This window comes from Burkholderia sp. BCC1640 (assembly GCF_902833125.1).
Lineage (GTDB): Bacteria > Pseudomonadota > Gammaproteobacteria > Burkholderiales > Burkholderiaceae > Burkholderia > Burkholderia diffusa.
Genome location: NZ_CADFEF010000004.1, coordinates 54,500 through 75,406, shown reverse-complemented (window position 1 = coordinate 75,406; position 20,907 = coordinate 54,500). Strand labels below are relative to the sequence as shown.

Annotated in this window: 19 protein-coding genes and 1 riboswitch; of the genes, 18 read left to right on the top strand and 1 reads right to left on the bottom strand. The window is 68.6% G+C overall.

Annotation, left to right across the window (positions count from 1 at the left end):
* Positions 1-15 precede the first annotated feature (15 nt).
* The 18 genes from HWX25_RS06330 (at position 16) to metF (ending at position 19,331) form a co-directional block, all read left to right on the top strand.
* On the top strand, positions 16-1,926 hold the full coding sequence (locus tag HWX25_RS06330) for a methyl-accepting chemotaxis protein (protein WP_175907736.1): 1,911 nt from the start codon (positions 16-18) through the stop codon (positions 1,924-1,926).
* Positions 1,927-1,929: 3 nt separating this feature from the next.
* Positions 1,930-2,916, top strand: coding sequence for a CheR family methyltransferase (locus tag HWX25_RS06325; protein ID WP_059691533.1), 987 nt, complete (start codon positions 1,930-1,932; stop codon positions 2,914-2,916).
* Complete coding sequence (gene cheD, locus HWX25_RS06320; protein WP_059816523.1) at positions 2,913-3,659, top strand: chemoreceptor glutamine deamidase CheD; 747 nt, start codon at positions 2,913-2,915, stop codon at positions 3,657-3,659. The genes HWX25_RS06325 and cheD overlap by 4 nt, the downstream gene beginning before the upstream one ends.
* A complete protein-coding gene (locus HWX25_RS06315) occupies positions 3,656-4,747 on the top strand; it encodes a chemotaxis response regulator protein-glutamate methylesterase (protein WP_059682805.1) in 1,092 nt (363 codons plus the stop codon). The genes cheD and HWX25_RS06315 overlap by 4 nt, the downstream gene beginning before the upstream one ends.
* 67 nt (positions 4,748-4,814) lie before the next feature.
* Complete coding sequence (cheY, locus tag HWX25_RS06310; protein ID WP_006754880.1) at positions 4,815-5,210, top strand: chemotaxis response regulator CheY; 396 nt, start codon at positions 4,815-4,817, stop codon at positions 5,208-5,210.
* A 1-nt stretch (position 5,211) separates the two neighbouring features.
* Positions 5,212-5,943: a protein phosphatase CheZ gene (gene cheZ, locus HWX25_RS06305; protein ID WP_059533481.1), complete on the top strand. Its 732-nt coding sequence runs from the start codon at positions 5,212-5,214 to the stop codon at positions 5,941-5,943.
* Positions 5,944-6,222: 279 nt separating this feature from the next.
* Complete coding sequence (locus HWX25_RS06300; RefSeq protein WP_059816527.1) at positions 6,223-6,726, top strand: DUF2844 domain-containing protein; 504 nt, start codon at positions 6,223-6,225, stop codon at positions 6,724-6,726.
* Between the two features lie 16 nt (positions 6,727-6,742).
* The gene (locus tag HWX25_RS06295) at positions 6,743-7,993 is read left to right on the top strand and encodes a DUF3443 domain-containing protein (protein ID WP_175907734.1); all 1,251 of its coding nucleotides are present in this window, start codon (positions 6,743-6,745) and stop codon (positions 7,991-7,993) included.
* Between the two features lie 165 nt (positions 7,994-8,158).
* Complete coding sequence (locus tag HWX25_RS06290) at positions 8,159-8,656, top strand: VOC family protein (RefSeq protein ID WP_059816536.1); 498 nt, start codon at positions 8,159-8,161, stop codon at positions 8,654-8,656.
* A gap of 41 nt (positions 8,657-8,697) precedes the next feature.
* Entirely contained in the window at positions 8,698-9,399 is a 702-nt protein-coding gene (locus tag HWX25_RS33375; RefSeq protein ID WP_244135234.1) for a DUF805 domain-containing protein, read from the top strand.
* Between the two features lie 305 nt (positions 9,400-9,704).
* On the top strand, positions 9,705-10,904 hold the full coding sequence (flhB, locus tag HWX25_RS06280; RefSeq protein ID WP_059816543.1) for a flagellar biosynthesis protein FlhB: 1,200 nt from the start codon (positions 9,705-9,707) through the stop codon (positions 10,902-10,904).
* Positions 10,901-13,003 (top strand): flagellar biosynthesis protein FlhA, encoded by a 2,103-nt coding sequence (gene flhA / locus HWX25_RS06275; protein WP_059816548.1) that lies wholly within the window; start codon positions 10,901-10,903, stop codon positions 13,001-13,003. The genes flhB and flhA overlap by 4 nt, the downstream gene beginning before the upstream one ends.
* The gene (gene flhF, locus HWX25_RS06270) at positions 13,000-14,751 is read left to right on the top strand and encodes a flagellar biosynthesis protein FlhF (RefSeq protein ID WP_175907733.1); all 1,752 of its coding nucleotides are present in this window, start codon (positions 13,000-13,002) and stop codon (positions 14,749-14,751) included. Before flhA ends, flhF begins: the two co-directional genes overlap by 4 nt.
* Positions 14,744-15,553 carry a flagellar biosynthesis protein FlhG gene (locus tag HWX25_RS06265; RefSeq protein WP_059816556.1) on the top strand — a complete coding sequence of 270 codons (810 nt, stop codon included), beginning with the start codon at positions 14,744-14,746 and terminating at the stop codon, positions 15,551-15,553. Before flhF ends, HWX25_RS06265 begins: the two co-directional genes overlap by 8 nt.
* Before the next feature lie 22 nt (positions 15,554-15,575).
* Entirely contained in the window at positions 15,576-16,310 is a 735-nt protein-coding gene (locus HWX25_RS06260; protein ID WP_059816559.1) for an RNA polymerase sigma factor FliA, read from the top strand.
* Positions 16,311-16,401: 91 nt separating this feature from the next.
* A riboswitch (S-adenosyl-L-homocysteine riboswitch) is annotated at positions 16,402-16,518 on the top strand.
* 34 nt (positions 16,519-16,552) lie between these two features.
* Positions 16,553-17,971, top strand: a complete 1,419-nt coding sequence (ahcY, locus tag HWX25_RS06255) for an adenosylhomocysteinase (protein ID WP_059533465.1) — start codon at positions 16,553-16,555, stop codon at positions 17,969-17,971.
* A gap of 151 nt (positions 17,972-18,122) precedes the next feature.
* A complete protein-coding gene (locus tag HWX25_RS06250; protein ID WP_006477367.1) occupies positions 18,123-18,476 on the top strand; it encodes a phage holin family protein in 354 nt (117 codons plus the stop codon).
* Positions 18,477-18,500: 24 nt separating this feature from the next.
* A complete protein-coding gene (gene metF / locus HWX25_RS06245) occupies positions 18,501-19,331 on the top strand; it encodes a methylenetetrahydrofolate reductase [NAD(P)H] (protein WP_059699664.1) in 831 nt (276 codons plus the stop codon).
* 84 nt (positions 19,332-19,415) lie between these two features.
* Here the strand turns inward: metF and HWX25_RS06240 are convergent, their stop codons facing one another.
* On the bottom strand, positions 19,416-20,894 hold the full coding sequence (locus HWX25_RS06240) for an amidase family protein (protein ID WP_175907731.1): 1,479 nt from the start codon (positions 20,892-20,894) through the stop codon (positions 19,416-19,418).
* Positions 20,895-20,907: the final 13 nt, after the last annotated feature.

The following is a 20,907-nucleotide window of genomic DNA, read 5'->3' as shown; positions in this document are numbered from 1 at the left end:
TCGGGAGAATCTGCAATGTTGCATAACTGGTCGATCCGCACGACGCTCACGGCGGTCGGACTCATCCTCGTGTGCCTGGCCGCCGCGGTCGGCGGGCTCGGCCTCTACGCGCTCAATCACGCGAGCCGTTCGCTCGACGAGATCGCGCACGTCGACCTGCCGGCGATTCACACGCTGGACGACACGGCCGCGCACCTGCTGCGCTCGCGCATAGCGCTCGATCGCTTTCGTACGCTGACCGAAGCCGGCAATGCGGCCGAGGCGTCGAAGGTGCTCGACCGTGCGCAGGAGCTGTTTACGAAGTCGAACCAGAACTGGCAGGCGTTCCAGTCGACGCCGAAGCTCGGCGTCGAGCAGGCGCTCGTCGACGAGCTCACCGCCCGCTACACGACGATCGTGAAGGAAGGCGTCGAGCCCGAATTTGCCGCGGCGCGCGCGGGCGACATGGCGGCGTACCACGCGATTGCCGACGCGAAGATCAGCCCGATGTTCGTCGCGTTCGACCAGACGGCGGCGGCCGTGGTCGCATCGCTGCAGAAGCGCGCGGAAGAACGCCAGGCCGCGACGCAGTCGCAGATCTCGCTGATGGTCGTGCTGATCGCGGCCGGCATCGCGATCGCGTTCGTCGTCGTGATCGCGATCCGCTTCGCCATGCGCGGGCTGATCGTGAAGCCGCTCGAGGACGCGATCGCGCACTTCGAGCGCATCGCCGGCGGCGACCTCACGCAGCCGGTGAACGTGTCCAGCACCAACGAGATCGGCCGCCTGTTCGGCGGCATCAAGCGGATGCAGGACGCCGTGACGACGATGGTGCAGGCCGTGCATCGCGGCACCGAGTCGATCGACGTCGGCGCGCGCGAGATCTCGACCGGCAACACCGACCTGTCGCAGCGCACCGAGGAGCAGGCCGCGTCGCTGCAGGAAACCGCATCGAGCATGGAGCAGCTGACCGGCACCGTGCGGCAGAACGCGGAGAACGCGCGGCAGGCGAGCCAGCTCGCGGTGAACGCGTCCGACATCGCGACGCAGGGCGGCGACGTCGTCGGCCAGGTCGTGTCGACGATGCAGGACATCGCGGCGAGCTCGGGCAAGGTCGTCGACATCATCGGCACGATCGAAGGCATCGCGTTCCAGACCAACATCCTCGCGCTGAACGCGGCGGTCGAAGCCGCGCGTGCGGGCGAGCAGGGCCGCGGCTTCGCCGTGGTCGCGGGCGAAGTGCGCTCGCTGGCGCAACGCAGCGCGAGCGCCGCGAAGGAAATCAAGCAGCTGATCGGCGATTCGGCCGAGAAGGTCGAAAGCGGGTCGGCACTCGTCGCGCGCGCCGGCTCGACGATGGACGAGATCGTGCAGGCCGTGCGCCGCGTGACCGACATCATGGGCGAGATCAGCGCCGCGTCGGACGAGCAGTCGACCGGCATCGAGCAGGTCAATCGCGCGGTCGGCCAGATGGATTCGGTCACGCAGCAGAACGCGGCGCTCGTCGAGCAGGCCGCGGCGGCGGCCGCATCGCTCGAGGAGCAGACGCGCCAGATGAAGGCGGTCGTGTCGGAGTGGCGCGTCGCGGGCGGCATCGCGCTCGCGCCGGCGCGCAACGCTGCACGCCCGGCCGCGCACGAAGCGTCGCCGGCCGCATTGCCGGCACCGCAGCCTGCCGCGCAGCCGGCCCGTCGCGCCGCACCGGCGCCGCATGCCGCGGCACCGGCCGCGAGCCACGAAACCCGGCGCGCGCCGGACGCCGCCGCCGCACGCGCATCGAAGGAAGCGCCGGCCGCGGGCGGCTACGGCCCGCGTCTCGCGAAGGCGGCCGCCGCACCGGCGCCGAAGTCTGCCGAGAAGCCCGCACTGGTTCGCCCCGCGCTGAACGGCGAGAAGCCGGCGATGGCGGCGGCCGGCACGTCCGACGACGACTGGGAGACTTTCTAAGCCATGCCGTCCGCGCGCGCACCGTTTCGACCCGATGCACCGGATGCCTCGCCCCGCGCGGGCGAGCCGGGGCGCGACTTCGCGTTTACCGGCGCGGATTTCGCACGCATCCGCGCGCTGATCCATCAACGCGCGGGCATTTCGCTGTCCGAGCACAAGCGCGACATGGCGTACAGCCGGCTCGCACGTCGGCTGCGCGCCCGCGGCCTCGACACGTTCCGCGACTACCTCGACCTGCTCGAGCAGGAGGACGATCCGCTCGAGTGGGAAGCGTTCACCAACGCGCTGACGACGAACCTGACCGCGTTCTTCCGCGAGTCGCACCATTTCCCGATCCTCGCCGACTTCGTGAAGCGTCGCGCGGCGCCCGTGTCGGTGTGGTGCTCGGCGGCGTCGACCGGCGAGGAGCCTTACTCGATCGCGATCACGCTGATCGAGGCGCTCGGCGAATCGGCCGCGCGCGGCGCATCGATTCTCGCGACCGATCTCGACACGCAGGTGCTCGCGAAGGCCGAGGCCGGCATCTACACGTACGACCAGGTCAAGCACCTGAGCCCGGAGCGGCTCAAGCGCTTCTTCCTGAAAGGCACGGGCGCGCAGGCCGGCCGCGTGAAGGTGCGCCCGGAACTGCGCGCGATGATCCGCTTCGAGCAGCTGAACCTGACCGATGCCGACTACGGGATCGCGAAGCCGTTCGACGCGATCTTCTGCCGCAACGTGATGATCTATTTCGACAAGCCGACGCAGGGGCAGGTGCTGTCGCGCTTCGAGCCGCTCGTGAAGCCGGGCGGCCTGCTGTTCGCCGGGCATTCGGAGAATTTCACGTACGTCTCGCAGGCGTTCCGGCTGCGCGGGCAGACGGTGTACGAACTGACGCGCGATGCCGCGCCGGGCCTGCGCCCGCACGGCGCCGCACCGGCCGCGGCGGCGCCGCCGCGCGCCCATGCGCGTGCCGCGGGTGCCGTGCCCGCTTACGGAGAACGCGGATGAGCGCCCTGCCGATCGCGACCAATCGCTACTTCGACAACCACTTCGAACGCCCCGGCGTGAAGCTGCTGCCGAACGAGTTCTACACGACGTCCGAGGACATGGTGCTGATGACCGTGCTCGGCTCGTGCGTCGCCGCGTGCCTGCACGACCCGTTGGCGGGCATCGGCGGGATGAATCACTTCATGCTGCCCGACGACGGCGCCGATGCCGGCGCGGCCGCGTCGGAGTCGATGCGCTACGGCGCGTACGCGATGGAAGTGCTGATCAACGAACTGATCAAGGCCGGCGGCCGCCGCGAGCGCTTCGAGGCGAAGGTGTTCGGCGGCGCGGCCGTGCTGGCCGGGATGACGACCATCAACATCGGCGACCGCAACGCGGATTTCGTGCGCCGCTATCTCGCGCTCGAACGCATCCGCATCACCGCGGAGGACTTGCAGGGCGTGCACCCGCGCAAGGTCGCGTTCATGCCGCGCACCGGCCGCGCGATGGTGAAGAAGCTGCGGCTGCAGGTGCCGGGCGTGACCGAGCGCGAAGCCGCGCTGGCGCGCGAGGCCGACCGCGTGCGCGCCGAGCGGCCGCGCGCGCACGTCGAGCTGTTCGCGGCGAAGCGGCCGGCCGCGCCGCCGCCGGCACGCCCGCGCATCGAGCTGTTCGGCGCACGCGGCGGCGCGGGCGCGCAGACGACGAACACGAAGGCCGGCAGCCCGTTTGCGGCCAACCTTTCGAGAAAGCAGGAGGCATGACCGCAGTGCAGAAGATCAAAGTGTTGTGCGTCGACGACTCGGCGCTGATCCGCAGCCTGATGACGGAGATCATCAACAGCCAGCCCGACATGGAAGTGTGCGCGACCGCGCCCGATCCGCTCGTCGCGCGCGAGCTCATCAAGCAGCACAACCCGGACGTCCTGACGCTGGACGTCGAAATGCCGCGCATGGACGGGCTCGACTTCCTCGAGAAGCTGATGCGCCTGCGGCCGATGCCGGTCGTGATGGTGTCGTCGCTGACCGAGCGCGGCTCCGAAATCACGCTGCGCGCGCTCGAACTCGGCGCGGTGGATTTCGTCACGAAGCCGCGCGTCGGGATTCGCGACGGCATGCTCGACTACGCGGAAAAGCTCGCGGACAAGATCCGTGCGGCATCGCGCGCGCGCGTGCGCCAGGCGCCGCAGCCGCAGGCCGCCGCGCGCACGGCGAGCGGCCAGCCGGCCGCGCCGATGGTCAACAACCCGCTCGTCAGTACCGAGAAGCTGATCATCATCGGCGCGTCGACGGGCGGCACCGAGGCGATCCGCGAGGTGCTGACGCCGCTGCCGCCGGACGCGCCGGCGGTGCTGATCGCGCAGCACATGCCGCCCGGCTTCACGAAGTCCTTCGCGCAGCGGCTGAACGGCCTGTGCCGGATCGCGGTGAAGGAAGCCGAGCACGGCGAGCGCGTGCTGCCGGGCCATGCGTACATCGCGCCGGGCCATGCGCACTTGCTGCTCGCGCGCAGCGGCGCGAACTACATCGCGCAGCTGTCCGACGAGCCGCCGGTGAACCGGCACCGGCCGTCGGTCGACGTGCTGTTCCGCTCGGCGGCGCAGCATGCGGGCAAGAACGCGATCGGCGTGATCCTTACGGGGATGGGCCGCGACGGCGCGGCCGGCCTGCTGGACATGAAGCGCGCGGGCGCCCACACGTTCGCGCAGGACGAGGCGAGCTGCATCGTGTTCGGGATGCCGCGCGAGGCGATCGCGCTCGGCGGCGCGGACGAGGTCGCGCCGCTTTCGGAGATGAGCCGGCGCGTGATGGCGCGACTGGCGACGATGGGCGACCGCGTGCAGCGCGTCTGAATGAAATGTCACGGGGCACGTGCGATGCTGCGGGCCCCGACGGTAACGAATCTGCAAAGGAACGACGATGGACAAGAGCATGAAAATCCTGGTGGTGGACGATTTCCCGACGATGCGCAGGATCGTCCGAAACCTGCTCAAGGAACTGGGCTACACGAACGTCGACGAAGCCGAGGACGGCGCGGCCGGCCTCGCGCGGCTGCGCGGCGGCGGCTTCGACTTCGTGATCTCCGACTGGAACATGCCGAACCTCGACGGCCTCGCGATGCTGAAGGAAATCCGCGCGGACGCGACGCTCACGCACCTGCCGGTGCTGATGGTCACGGCCGAGTCGAAGAAGGAGAACATCATCGCGGCCGCGCAGGCGGGCGCGAGCGGCTACGTCGTGAAGCCGTTCACGGCCGCGACGCTCGACGAGAAGCTGAACAAGATCATCGACAAGATGGCCAAGGCCGGGAGCTGACGTGAACGAGCCGATCCATGCGGCGCTTGCCGGCGCGGCAGTCAACGCCGACGGCCACGCCGAAGGCGCCGATTACGCGAGCGACCGGATCCTCGCGCGCATCGGCCACGTCACGCGCACGCTGCGCGATTCGATGCGCGAGCTCGGGCTCGACAAGCATGTCGAGCGCGCGGCGGAAGCCGTGCCCGATGCCCGCGACCGGCTGCGCTACGTCGCGACGATGACCGAGCAGGCGGCCGAGCGCGTGCTGAACGCGATCGAGGTCGCGAAGCCGATGCAGGAGCGCATCCAGAACGAGGCCGAGGCGCTCGATGCGCGCTGGGCGCAGTGGTATGCGGCGCCGATCGAGCACGCGGAAGTGCGCGAGCTGATGGACGACACGCGCACGTTCCTGCGCGCGCTGCCGGAGGCGGCGTCGGCGACCAGCGCGCAGCTGCTCGAGATCATGCTCGCGCAGGATTTCCAGGATCTGACCGGGCAGGTGATCAAGAAGATCATGGACATGGTCTACCTGATCGAGCAGCAGCTGCTCACGGTGCTCGTCGAGAACATCGCGCCCGAGCGGCGCGAGCAGTTCGCGGCGACCGCAGCCGCGCTCGCGGCCGAGCAGATCAGCGCGACCGGCAGCCCCGAGTCGCTGCTGAACGGGCCGCAGATCGCGCCGGAAGGCAAATCCGACGTCGTGCAGGACCAGGCGCAGGTCGACGACCTGCTCGCGAGTCTCGGCTTCTGATGCTGTCTCATCGCATCGGCGCCGCGCCCGATCGTGGCGCGGCCCGGTGCGCGTGGCTTTCCCCCATGCTCGTCACGACGCGCCCCCGCGCGCGGGTCGTGCCGCACGTCATGTTGCGTTGCGTCATGCAACGTTGATTTGACACTCCGACACACTCCGCAGGCATACTACGCGTCAGCAGCAACGAAGCGTCATTCTTAAGACTTTCATTTGTTGGCCCGCAGCGCCGCGCCTGACGATGGCGCCGCCGGCAACGAAGCCAGTCCCTTGGGGGGGAACGTGAAGCTGAAACGCTTGGGCTGGGCCGCCGCGCATGCGACGGCCGCAATGGGTGTGCTGTGGGCCGTCCACGCACAGGCCGAACTGGGCGGCGCGCCGATGTCGCCGCCGGCGGACGATCGCGCCGCCACGGTGCGCGCGCTGCAGCGCGCGATGCGCTCCGCCGACGGCGCGCAGGCGAACGCGGCCGCCTACACCGTCCGCGAGATCACGCTCGGATCGGGCACCGTCATCCACGAATACACGAGCACGGCCGGCACCGTGTTCGGCCTCGCCTGGCGCGGGCCGAGCATGCCGGACCTCGAGTCGCTGCTCGGCAGCTATTTCCCGCAGTACACCGCCGGCGTCCAGGTCGCGCATGCGGCGCGCGGCTGGCGCGCGCCCGTGTCCGTCGATACGAGCGGCCTCGTGATCCGCACCGGCGGCCACATGGGCGCCTTCGCGGGCCAGGCATGGCTGCCGACGGCGCTGCCTGCCGGGCTGACCGGCAACGACATCCAGTGACAGCGGGAGAGCGATCTTGCGAATTCCTCGTACCTTCAAGCGCTGGCTCGGCCTGCTGAGCGTCGCGGCCGCGACGGCCATGCTCGTGACCGCCTGCGGCGGCGGCGATGACAACGGCGGGAGCAGCGGCAACAACGGCGGCTCCAACGTATCGGACGGCAATACCGCGAACACGGCGGTGATCACGGTCGGCACCGGTGTCGCGCACGTGATCAACATCCCGACCGTCAACGTGAAGATCTGCGTGCCGGGCACGACGAACTGCCAGGTGGTCAACAACGTCCTCGTCGATACGGCGTCGTACGGGCTGCGGCTGGTCAGCAGCGCGCTGTCGTCGGGCGTGTTGAACAACCTGCCGCAGACGACGAGCGGCGGCGCGCCCGTGGCCGAGTGCGGCAAGTTCGTGTCGAGCTTCACGTGGGGCTCGGTGCGCACCGTCGACCTGTCGATCGGCACCGAGCAGGCGGGCTCGCTACCGGTGCAGATCATCGGCGATCTCGGCACCAGCAACGTGCCGGGTTCATGCTCGAACAACGGCGCCCGAACGTCGGCCAACACCGCCGGCGACCTCGGCGCGAACGGCATCCTCGGCATCGGTCCGGCACCGGTCGATTGCGGCACGAGCTGCGCGACGTCGACGTCGGCGACGTCCAACAACTACTACGCATGCCCGAACGGCAATTCGAGCTGCGCGGTGGCGCTGGTGCCGGTTGCGCAGCAGGTCGCCAACCCGGTCCATCGCTTCGCGACCGACAACAACGGCGTGATCGTGCAGATGCCGAACATCTCGAGCAGCGGGCAGGGCAGCGCGACGGGCCTGCTGACGTTCGGGATCAATACGCAGAGCAACAACGCGCTCGGGGCGTCGACGGTGCTGACGTCGACGACGACGGGCGACGTCGATGCGACCTTCCTTGGCGGAAACGTGACCGCGTTCTTCGATACGGGCTCGAACGCGTACTTCTTCAACGATTCGTCGCAGACGAGGTGCTCGACCAACACGCAGTTCTACTGCCCGTCGTCGACGACCACCTATACGGCGACGCTGACCGGCAAGAACGGTGTGTCGGGCGGCGTGTCGATGCCCGTCGCGAACGCCGATGTGCTGTTCGCGAATTCGTCGACGTTCGCGTTCAACGACATCGCCGGCCCGTTCGGTCCGGCTGGCTGGCTCGATCTCGGCATGCCGCACTTCTACGGCAAGACGATCTACTTCGGGATGGACCGGACCGGCAGCGGCGGCGCGCAGCCTTACGTCGCGTTCTGATCGCGCACGCACGGCGGCGGCAGGAAAGGGGGCGAGCGATCGCCCCCTTTTTTTCGCCTTCGCCGGCGGTGACGCACTACGCATCGGGCGGCCGCGCCGTGCCGGCACAGCGCCTACGATATAAGGCCGGCACCGGTGCCGGCACGACATCGAGGAGACAACGCCATGAGCCAGCGTATTCAACGCATCACGCCGTTTCTGTGGTTCGACCGCGACGCCGAGGCGGCCGCCCGCTTCTACGTGTCGGTGTTCGACGACGCGCGCATCCTGAACGTCGCCCGCTACGGCAAGTCCGGTGCGCAGGCGTCCGGGCAGGCCGAGGGCGCGGTGATGACGGTGTCGTTCGAACTGGACGGGCAGGCGTTTCTCGCGCTGAACGGCGGCCCGGCGTTTCCGCTCACGCCGGCCGTGTCGTTCGTCGTCAACTGCCGCGACCAGCAGGAGATCGACCGCTACTGGACGGCCCTGTCCGACGGCGGCGACGAGCGCGCGCAGCAGTGCGGCTGGCTGCGCGACCGCTTCGGCGTGTCGTGGCAAGTGGTGCCCGTGCAGATGGCCGAACTGATGGCGGGCGATCCGGCACGCGCCGAGCGTGTGATGGCGCAGGTGATGAAGATGAAGAAACTCGATCTCCATGTGCTGGAGCAGGCGGCGGCGGGCTAGCGCGAACGCCGGCCGGGACGCGCCGTTCCCGACGTGCGTGCGTGACGCCCGGCAATATTCCCGGTCGGCCGGTAAATGCGCGCCGAACGATCGATTCGATTATCGATCGCGGCGCGTTTCATGCTGGTGTAATCAAGTCATGGATTATATGGCCGTCGTTTATGTCGGGACGTCGCGATTATAAAAATGACGTGACATGCCCGCAGGCGATGCAGCGTTCCGCCGCTGAAGCCGCTCCTGTTATGCCGGAGCCCGCGTGCGAGCCGGTCGGCACGCGAAAAGAGATGCAATGCCCGGAAATTCAAACTTATAATGCCCGCGTTGTTTCCGGGGTCGCCGATATAAAACATGAGGGCAATAAAATGAATTTCACCGAAGCCGTTCGTTCCGCACTCAATCAATATGCGAAATTCGAGGGCCGCGCGCGCCGTGCCGAATACTGGTATTTCGCGTTGCTGACCAGCGTCGTGTCGATCGTCTGCCAGGTGATCACCATGGCGGGGCGCGACGCGAGCGCACTTTCGCTGCTGCTGATGATCGTCGCGGCCGTCGTGTCGCTCGCGCTGGTGCTGCCGAGCCTCGCGGTCACCGTCCGTCGCCTGCACGATACGGGCCGCTCCGGCTGGTTCCTGCTGATCGCGTTCATTCCGATCGTCGGCGGGATCCTGCTGCTCGTGTGGATGTGCTCGCGCGGCACCAACGGCCCGAACCGTTTCGGCTCGGATCCGATCCCGGTGATCTGAGCGCCGCCCGCCTCGACGCGCGACACCGTCGCGTCGGGGCGGGCCGACGATCGTTCCGCGGCCGCCTCGATCTCCCGCTTCCCCGCTTCATCCCCTCACACGCCTCACCGCGCCCGCCCGCGATCGCGGTTTCCACCGCCTCCCGGCGCGCCGCGCCTGCCCGCGACGTCCCGCCGCACCGGCTCGCCCGATTCCCCGAAATACCCCCCTTTCCCGGCTTTGCTCGACCGATCGGCGTTTGACGTGCGCATGAATAATCGGTGTCACTGGAAAGCGGCATTTCGCCGTACCCGACTGGAGGCACCGTGGCAGACGAGAGCGATCTCGACAGAACCGAAGCCGCCACTCCGAGACGCCGCGAGAAGGCGCGCGAGGAGGGGCAGGTCGCGCGTTCGCGCGAACTGGCTTCGTTCGCGCTGCTCGCGGCCGGGTTCTACGGTGCGTGGCTGCTCGCGGGTCCGTCGGGCGCCCATCTCCAGACGATGCTGCGCGGCGCGTTCGCGTTCGATCGCGCGACCGCGTTCGACACGCACCGGATGCTGTCGGCGGCCGGCAGCGCGAGCGTCGAAGGTCTCGCCGCGCTGCTGCCGATCCTCGCGCTCACCGGCCTCGCCGCGCTGCTCGCGCCGATGGCGCTCGGCGGCTGGCTGATCTCGCAGAAGACCTTCGAACTCAAGTTCGACCGCCTGAACCCGATCTCCGGCCTCGGCCGGATGTTCTCGATCCAGGGGCCGATCCAGCTCGGGATGTCGCTCGCGAAGACGCTCGTCGTGGGCGGGATCGGCGGGATCGCGATCTGGCGCAGCAAGGACGAGCTGCTCGGCCTCGCGACCCAGCCGCTCGGCTCGGCGCTCGCCGATGCGATGCACCTGGTCGCCGTGTGCTGCGGCACGACGGTCGCCGGGATGCTGGTGGTCGCCGCGCTCGATGTGCCTTACCAAATCTGGCAGTACAACAAGAAGTTGCGCATGACGAAGGAAGAAGTGAAGCGCGAGCATCGCGAGAACGAAGGCGATCCGCACGTGAAGGGCCGCATCCGCCAGCAGCAGCGCGCGATCGCGCGGCGCCGGATGATGGCCGCCGTGCCGAAGGCCGACGTGGTCGTCACGAACCCGACGCACTTCGCCGTCGCGCTGCAGTACACGGACGGCGAGATGCGCGCGCCGAAGGTCGTCGCGAAGGGCGTGAACCTCGTCGCCGCGCGCATCCGCGAGCTCGCGGCCGAGCACAACGTGCCGCTGCTCGAAGCGCCGCCGCTCGCGCGTGCGCTGTATCACAACGTCGAACTCGAACGCGAGATTCCCGGCTCGCTGTACTCGGCCGTCGCCGAAGTGCTCGCGTGGGTCTACCAGTTGAAGCGCTTCCGCTCGGAAGGCGGCGACTTCCCGGCCGCGCCGGTCGATCTCGACGTGCCGGCGGAACTCGACAAGGGGTCGTCGGTATCGGCCGACGACGAGCGTGAAGAAGCCGAAGACACGCTCGGCAAGCAAGGAAACGCAGCATGAGCACCCCGACCACCGGCCTGTTCGCCAAACGCCAGAATCCGTTCGCCGGCACCAACCTGCGCGCACTCGCGGGCCCGATCCTCATCTGCATGATCCTGGGGATGATGATCCTGCCGCTGCCGCCGATGCTGCTGGATCTGCTGTTCACGTTCAACATCGCGTTGTCGGTGATGGTGCTGCTCGTCAGCATGTACACGATGAAGCCGCTCGACTTCGCGGCGTTCCCGAGCGTGCTGCTGTTCTCGACGCTGTTGCGTCTGTCGCTGAACGTCGCGTCGACGCGCGTCGTGCTGCTCGAGGGCCACACCGGCCCCGACGCGGCCGGCCAGGTGATCGAGGCGTTCGGCCACTTCCTCGTCGGCGGCAACTTCGCGGTCGGCATCGTTGTCTTCGTGATCCTGATGATCATCAACTTCATGGTGATCACGAAGGGCGCGGGGCGGATCGCCGAAGTGTCCGCGCGCTTCACGCTCGACGCGATGCCGGGCAAGCAGATGGCGATCGACGCCGACCTGAACGCGGGCCTCATCAACGAAGAGCAGGCACGCAAGCGGCGCCTCGCCGTGTCGCAGGAAGCCGAGTTCTACGGCTCGATGGACGGCGCGTCGAAGTTCGTGCGCGGCGACGCGATCGCGGGCCTGATCATCATGGCGATCAACGTGATCGGCGGGCTGATCGTCGGGATGGTGCAGCACGACATGTCGTTCGCGGCGGCCGGCACCAACTACACGCTGCTGACGATCGGCGACGGCCTCGTCGCGCAGATCCCGTCGCTCGTGATCTCGACGGCGGCCGGCGTGATCGTGTCGCGGGTCGCGACCGACGAGGACATCGGCACGCAGATCACCGGCCAGCTGTTCACCAACCCGCGCGTGCTGACCATCACCGGCGCGATCATCGTGCTGATGGGGCTGATCCCGGGCATGCCGCACTTCGCGTTCCTCGCGCTCGGCGGCGGCGCGATCTGGCTGGCCCGCACGCAAGTCCGCCGCGCGGCGGCCCGCGTGGCGGCCGGCGACGTGACCGAGATCGCACCGCCCGCCGCGCTGCCGGGCGACAGCCACGAGGCGACCTGGGACGACGTGCAGCTGATCGATCCGCTCGGCCTCGAAGTCGGCTACCGGCTGATTCCGCTCGTCGACAAGAACAGCGATGGCGAACTGCTCAAGCGCATCAAGAGCATCCGCAAGAAATTCGCGCAGGAGATCGGTTTCCTGCCGCCGGTGATCCACATCCGCGACAACCTCGAACTGCGGCCGAACGCATACCGGATCGCGCTGAAGGGCGTCGAGATCGGCGCGGGCGAAGTGTTCCCGGGCCAGTGGCTCGCGATCAACCCGGGCCAGGTGACGGCCGCGCTGCCGGGTGCAGTGACGCAGGATCCGGCATTCGGGCTGCCCGCAGTGTGGATCGATGTCGCGATGCGCGAGCAGGCGCAGGTGTACGGCTACACGGTCGTCGATGCGAGCACGGTCGTCGCGACGCACCTGAACCACCTGGTCGTCCAGCACGCGGCCGAACTGCTCGGCCGCCAGGAAGTGCAGGCGCTGGTCGAGCGCACCGGCAAGGATGCGCCGTCGCTCGTCGAGGATCTCGTGCCGAAGACGATCTCGCTGACGACGCTGCAGAAAGTGCTGCAGAACCTGCTCGAGGAAGGCGTGCCGATCCGCGACATGCGCACGATCCTCGAGGCCGTGTCCGAACACGCGGGCCGCGGCGACGCGTACGAGATCACCGCCGCGGTGCGGCTGTCGCTCGGCCGTGCGATCACGCAGCAGTGGTATCCGGGCTCGGGCGAGATGCAGGTGATGGGCCTCGATTCGAATCTCGAGCGCGTGCTGTCGCAGGCGCTCGCCACCGGCGCGAACCCGGGCCTCGAGCCCGGCCTCGCGCACAACCTTCTGACCGGCACGCAACAGGCGATGCTGCGTCAACAGAATCTCGGGCTGCCGCCGGTGCTGCTGGTGCAGCACGCGCTGCGCGCGATGCTCGCGCGTTTCCTGCGCCGCAGCCTGCCGCAACTGAAAGTGCTGTCGTATGCCGAAGTGCCGGACACGCGCACGATCAAAGTCGTTAACGTCATCGGGGGTTCCGCTTGAACATTCGCAAATTCACCGGCGCGACCAGCCGCGACGCGCTTCGCCTCGTGCGCGAGGCACTCGGCGCCGACGCCGTCGTGCTGTCGAACCGCACGCTCGATGACGGCAGCGTCGAAATCGTCGCACTCGCCGATTCGGATCTCGCCGCGGTCACGCCGCCGGCTGCCGTCCGGGCACGCACCGTCGCGCCGCGCGCGCCGGAATCCGTGCCGGCCGCGGCCGTCCCGGGCATCGTGTCGCGCCCGGGTGCCGCGCTCGCGCGCCCGGCCGTCAATCCGTATGCGGCGGGCGAAGGCGGCCTGCCGGACGTGTTCTCGTCGGTGTTCGGCGCAAGCGCCGAAGCGACGAAGCCGGCAGCCGAAGCGGCCGCCTTCGACGCCGGCATGGACGCGGCATCGAACGCGCCGGTCGCGCCTGCGCCCGCTGCCGGCACGCCGGCGGCAGCGTCCGAACCCGCGCCGTGGCTCGTCGAGCACGCGAAGCGTCTGACCCAGCAGCGCGAAGCGCTGATCGCCCGCGCACAGGCCGCACCGGCCGCGCCGCAGGCACCGGCGCGCGCGCAGCAGGACGCCGCGTCTGCGACGCCGGCCGGCTGGGCGCGCGACATCGTGCGCGACGCCGAACGCCGGATGCCGTCGGCCGCCGCGCCGATGACCCGCCAGAGCGAAGCGAGCGCCGCGAAGCCGGCCGAACGCACGCGCCTGTCCGCGGAAGCGGCGGCCGCGGTGGCTGACGCGGTGAAGACGCGCATCGAGAGCATCGTCAACGACACGGTGATGCACGAGCTCGGCGCGATGCGCGGGATGATGGAAGAACAGTTCGACAGCCTGATGTGGCACGACCGCCAGCGCCGCAGCCCGGTGCACGGCGCGCTGACCAGGCACCTGTTCTCGGCCGGCTTCTCCGCGCAACTGGTGCGCATGCTGGTCGACAACCTGCCGTCCGGCGATGACGCGCAAACCTTCGAGCAGGCCGCCGAATGGGCGCAGTCGGTGCTCGCGGCGAACCTGCCGGTGCTCGAGAACGAAGACGCGCTGATGGAGCGCGGCGGCGTGTTCGCGCTGATGGGGCCGACCGGCGTCGGCAAGACGACCACCACGGCGAAGCTCGCCGCGCGCTGCGTGATGCGCTTCGGCGCGAGCAAGGTCGCGCTCCTGACCACCGACAGCTACCGGATCGGCGGCCACGAGCAGCTGCGCATCTTCGGCAAGATCCTCGGCGTGCCCGTGCACGCGGTGAAGGATGCGGGCGATCTCGAGCTCGCGCTGTCCGAGCTGCGCAACAAGCACATCGTGCTGATCGACACGATCGGCATGAGCCAGCGCGACCGCGCGCTGTCCGACCAGATCGCGATGCTGCACGGCGCGAACGCGCCGGTGCAGCGCCTGCTGCTGCTCAACGCGACGAGCCACGGCGACACGCTCAACGAGGTCGTCCAGGCCTACCGCAGCGCGGCCGAGTATCCCGATCTCGCCGGCTGCATCCTGACCAAGCTCGACGAGGCGACCCACCTCGGCGGCGTGCTCGACACGGTGATCCGCTACAAGCTGCCGGTCCATTACGTGTCGACCGGCCAGAAAGTGCCGGAAAACCTGTACGTCGCATCGACCCGGTTCCTGCTGAAGAGCGCGTTCTGTGTGCCGCGCGACGGCTCGCCCTTCGTGCCGCAAGACGAGGACATGCCGACGCTGCTTTCCGCACTGACCGCACGTTCCACCGCCGAGCTGCACGAGGTGCGATTTGGATAAACGGATCATCGATCAGGCCGAAGGGCTGCGGCGCCTGCTGGCCGGGCGCGCGTCGCGCATCGTCGCGGTGACGGGCGGGCCGGCGGGCGTCGGCTGCACGACGACCGTCGTGAACGTCGCGGCCGCGCTGACCGCGCTCGGCAAGGACGTGCTCGTCGTCGACGAGCGCGCCGACGTGCATTCGGCCACGGCGACGCTCGCGGGCGCGTGGCTGCGCGACGGCGAACGCACGCGCGTCGCCGCCGGGTTCGGCCTGTGCGCTGCCGCGCGGGACGGCTACAGCGATTCGCAACTGAGCGACTTCGTCGACGGCCAGGCCGACATCGTGCTGGTCGACGCGCAACTCGGTGCGGACGGCACGTTCTCCCCGCTCGCGCGCGAGGCGCACGACGTGCTGATCGTCACGCGGGTCGCCGCGCAGGCGATCACCGAGGCGTATGCGTGCATGAAGCGCCTGCATTTCGCGCACGCGGTCGCGCAGTTCCGCGTGCTGACCAATCACGTCGGCAGCCATGCCGACGCCAGGACCGCATTCGACAACCTCGCGGGCGTCGCGAGCCGCTACCTGACGGTGTCGATCGCCGACGCCGGCTGCGTGAGCGCCGATCCGCTCGTCGAGCATGCGCGCGACCTGATGCATACCGCGGTCGACGCGTTCCCGTCGTCGGTTGCCGCGCGCGATTACCGGCAGATCGCCGCCGACCTGCTGTACTGGCCGATGCGCCCGCGATCGGGCGCCGGCCGCGCCGTGCATGCGGGCGGCAAGCCGTCGTACGAGGCGGGTGCGGCACACGCCGCGTGAGCGCCACCGGAAGGAGAGAGCCATGATGTACAACGCTCAAGGAAAGATGACCCAGGCCGACGTGCTCGCGCAATACGCGCCGCTCGTGCGGCGCCTGGGGCTGCAGCTCGTCGCGAAGATGCCGGCGAGCGTCGATCTCGACGACCTGATCCAGGCCGGCATGATCGGCCTGATGGACGCGGCCGGCCGCTACAAGGAAGACCAGGGCGCGCAGTTCGAGACCTACGCGACCCAGCGCATCCGTGGCGCGATGCTCGACGAACTGCGCAGCAACGACTGGCTGCCGCGCAGCCTGCGCAAGACGTCGCGCGAGGTCGAGCACGCGGTGCACCAGGTCGAGCAGCATCTCGGCCGCTCGGCGAGCGAGACCGAGATCGCACAGCACCTGAAGATGCCGCTCGACGAATACCAGGGGATGCTGCAGGACCTGCACGGCAGCCAGCTCATCTACTACGAGGATTTCGATCGCGCGGCCGACGACGAGCCGTTCCTCGACCGCTATCGCGTCGATCATGCCGATCCGTTGTCGTCGCTGCTCGACGAACACCTGCGCGAGGCGCTCGTCGAAGCGATCGAGCGGCTGCCCGAGCGCGAGAAACTGCTGATGTCGCTGTACTACGAGCGCGGGCTGAACCTGCGCGAGATCGGCGCGGTGCTCGAGGTCAGCGAGTCGCGCGTGTGCCAGCTGCACAGCCAGGCCGTCGCGCGGCTGCGCGCGCGGTTGCGCGAACAGGCATGGGTCGGCGCCGAGAACTGACCCTTTCATAGCGCCCGCGCGCGCCGACGCCGCGCGCGGTGCGTGGCGCGCGACGCGCATTTCCCGCGCCGATTTGCTACAATCCCTCCCGCTTCCCGAGGAGCGTTGCGACGGACCATCCTGCGTCCGCCAGGCTCGGAAAGCTTCACCAAGCAGCCGTGCGGCAACATTCGCGCCGGCCCCGCTTCCTGAACGGCGCTCACGTCACCAATTTCTAGAACTTTTTTAGAAAGGAGGGCGTGATGAACGCCATTATCGATTCGCAAGCTTCCAAGGATTACATCGTCGCCGACATGGCGCTTGCCGGCTGGGGCCGCAAGGAGCTGAACATCGCCGAGACCGAAATGCCGGGCCTCGTGCAGATCCGCGACGAATACAAGGCGCAGCAGCCGCTGAAGGGCGCGCGCATCGCAGGTTCGCTGCACATGACGATCCAGACCGGCGTGCTGATCGAGACGCTGAAGGCGCTCGGCGCCGATGTCCGCTGGGCGTCGTGCAACATCTTCTCGACGCAGGACCACGCCGCTGCCGCGATCGTCGAAGCCGGCACGCCGGTGTTCGCGTTCAAGGGCGAGTCGCTCGACGAATACTGGGAATTCTCGCACCGCATCTTCGAATGGCCGAACGGCGAATTCGCGAACATGATCCTGGACGACGGCGGCGACGCAACGCTGCTGCTGATCCTCGGCTCGAAGGCCGAGAAGGACCGTTCGGTGATCGCGAAGCCGACCAACGAGGAAGAAGTCGCGCTCTTCAAGTCGATCGCGAAGCACCTCGACGCCGATCCGACCTGGTACTCGACGCGCCTCGCACACATCAAGGGCGTGACCGAAGAAACCACGACCGGCGTGCATCGCCTGTACCAGATGGAAAAGGACGGCCGCCTGCCGTTCCCGGCGTTCAACGTGAACGATTCGGTCACGAAGTCGAAGTTCGACAACCTGTACGGCTGCCGCGAGTCGCTCGTCGACGGCATCAAGCGCGCGACCGACGTGATGATCGCGGGCAAGGTCGCGGTCGTCGCGGGCTACGGCGACGTGGGCAAGGGCTGCGCGCAATCGCTGCGCGGCCTGGGCGCGACCGTGTGGGTCACCGAAATCGATCCGATCTGCGCGCTGCAGGCGGCGATGGAAGGCTACCGCGTCGTGACGATGGAATACGCGGCCGACAAGGCCGACATCTTCGTGACGGCGACCGGCAACTACCACGTGATCAACCACGATCACATGAAGGCGATGCGCCACAACGCGATCGTCTGCAACATCGGCCACTTCGACTCGGAAATCGACGTCGCGTCGACCCGCCAGTATCAGTGGGAAAACATCAAGCCGCAGGTCGACCACATCATCTTCCCGGACGGCAAGCGGGTGATCCTGCTGGCCGAAGGCCGCCTCGTGAACCTCGGCTGCGCGACCGGCCACCCGTCGTTCGTGATGTCGAACTCGTTCGCGAACCAGACGCTCGCGCAGATCGAACTCTTCACGCGCGGCGAACAGTACGAGAACAAGGTGTACGTGCTGCCGAAGCATCTCGATGAAAAGGTCGCGCGCCTGCACCTCGCGCGCATCGGCGCGAACCTGTCCGTGCTGTCGGACGAGCAGGCTTCGTACATCGGCGTGCAGAAGGACGGCCCGTTCAAGCCGAACCACTACCGCTACTGATGCACCGCCGCCGCCGCGCCGCGTTCATGCGCGGCGCGCGGCACGGTGCCGGACCGCCGGCCGCCGCGCCGTGTCCGCCGCCGCGCGGGCACGTGCGGCGGCCGGCGGCGGCCACTGACCGACCAGATCGACAACCGAACCGGAGCCCTCCATGAGCGTCATCCTCACCTGGGTCATCAACGCCCTCGCGCTGCTGATCATCACGTACCTCGTGCCGTCGATCCACATCAAGAGCTTCGGCACCGCGCTGATCATCGCGGTCGTGCTCGGCCTGATCAACACGGTGATCAGGCCGGTGCTGATCCTGCTGACGCTGCCGGTCACGATCGTCACGCTCGGGGTGTTCATCCTCGTCGTGAACGCGCTGTGCTTCTGGTTCGCGTCGTCGCTGCTGAAGGGTTTCGAGGTGTCGGGTTTCTGGTCGGCGTTCTTCGGTTCGATCCTGTACAGCATCGTGTCGTGGCTGCTGTCCGCGCTGATCTTCGGGCAGCGCGACATCGGCTGACGGCCGCGCCCATTCTTGCGAATCATGAAATCGATCGAACTCTCGTTTGAATTCTTCCCGCCGAAGACGGCGGACGGCGTCGAAAAGCTGCGCGCGACGCGTGCGCAGCTGCTGCCGCTGAAGCCGAAATTCGTCTCCGTGACGTTCGGCGCCGGCGGCTCGACGCAGCAGGGCACGCTCGATACCGTGCTCGACATGCAGAAGGACGGCCTCGAGGCCGCGCCGCACCTGTCGTGCATCGGCTCGTCGCGCGACAACCTGCGCGCGATCCTCGACCAGTACCGCTCGCACGGCATCCGGCATATCGTCGCGCTGCGCGGCGATCTGCCGTCGGGGATGGGCGAGGTCGGCGAGCTGCGCTATGCGTCCGAGCTCGTCAGCTTCATCCGCGCCGAGCATGGCGACTGGTTCCACATCGAAGTCGCCGGCTATCCGGAATACCACCCGCAATCGCGCTCGCCGAAGGCCGATCTGGAAAACTTCGCGCGCAAGGTGAAAGCCGGCGCGAATTCCGCGATCACGCAGTACTTCTTCAACGCCGACGCGTATTTCCGCTTCGTCGACGATGCGCGCAAGCTGGGTGTGGACGTGCCGATCGTGCCGGGCATCATGCCGATCACGAACTTCTCGCAGCTGATGCGCTTCTCGGAAATGTGCGGCGCGGAAGTGCCGCGCTGGGTCGCGCGCCGGCTCGAGAGCTTCGGCGACGATCGCGACGCGATCCGCGCGTTCGGCGCGGACGTCGTCACGAGCCTGTGCCAGCGTCTGATCGACGCGGGCGTGCCGGGTCTGCACTTCTATACGCTGAACGCGGCGACCGCGACGCGGACGATCTGCGAACGGCTCGCGATGTAAGCGTCATCGCGCGGTTGCATGCGCAAAAGCCCTGCCGGCAAAACCGGCGGGGCTTTTTTTCACCGGCGGCCGACGGCGCTGGTGTCAGCGCTGCGCCTGCATCAGCGGCGGACGCCGATCGAACCACGGCCGCGCCTGTTCGAGCTGGCGCGCGAGCCTCAGCAGCAACGCCTCGTCGGTGTGACGCGCGACGAACTGCACGCCGATCGGCAGGCCGCGCGCGTTCCAGTAGAGCGGCACCGACATCGCCGGCTGGCCCGTCAGGTTGAACAGCTCGGTGCAGCCGGCCCACGCGAACGCCTTCTCCGACGCCTTCGCGAGCATTTCCCGCAGCAGCGGTTTCACCGGCAGCGCGCCGAGCAGCTTCATCTGCGCGGCTTCGAGCGGCGTCGGCTGCAGCTCGCCGATCTTGACCGGCGGCCCCGCGAGTGTCGCGCACAGGATCGCGTCGTAGCGCGACACGAGGCCCGAGACCTGCACGGTGAGCTGGCGCTGCCATTCGAGCACGTCCGGCAGGCGCGCGCGGGCGATGCGCCTGCCGACGACGGCCATCGCCCACGTCGCCGGTTCGAACTCCGCGCGCTTCGGCGTGCGCCCGGTCAGCGCGCGTGCACCCAGCACCATCTCTTCGGCGATCGTCGCCCACAGCGTGAGAAAGGTTTCGGCCGCGCGTGCGTAGTCGATGTTCAGCGTCGCCGGCTCGACGTGATGGCCGAGCGATTCGACGAGCGCGGCCGCGTCGTCGAGCGCCGCGCGCGTGTCGTCGGAAAGCGCCGGCGCGAGCATCGGGTCGACGACGAGGCCGATCCGCAGCGGACCGGGCGGCGTGTCGAGCTCGCCCAGAAAGGTGCCGGGCGCGCCAGGCGGCAGCGTCTGGCCGGTCGTCACGTCGAGCAGCAGCGCGCTGTCGCGCACGCTGCGCGACACCGCATGCTGAACCACGAGCTCGCCGTTCGACGGTAAGTCGACCAGCACCGGATTGCGGCTCGGCTTCAGCCCGAACAGCCCGCAGCACGAAGCCGGAATCCGGATCGAGCCGCCGCCGTCCGACGCATGCGCGAGCGGCACGATGCCGGCCGCGACGGCCGCGGCCGCGCCGCCGCTCGAACCGCCGGGCGTGTGATCGAGGTTCCACGGATTGCGGCACGCGCCGAACAGTTCGGGTTCGGTGTATGGCATCTGGCCGATTTCCGACGTGTTGGTCTTGCCGAACACGTTGAGCCCCGCCGCGCGGCTGCGCGCGATCACCGGCGAATCGTCGGCGGGGACGAAGTAGCGATAGTGGCGGCTGCCCATCGACAACGGCAGCCCGGCGACCGCCGCGCCGAGATCCTTGACGAGATACGGGACGCCCGCGAACGGCGCATCGGTGCCGGTATCGACGGCCGATTCCGCCCGCTTGCGCGCATCGTCGTAGTCCTGCAGCACGATCGCGTTGATCGCGCCGTTCACCGCTTCGGCCTGGCCGATCGCGGCGTCCAGCAGTTCGCGCGGGCTCGCCTTGCGCTCGCGCACGAGTGCGGCGAGGCCGAGCGCATCATGCGCGAGATAGTCCGAGTGCATCGCAGTCACCCCC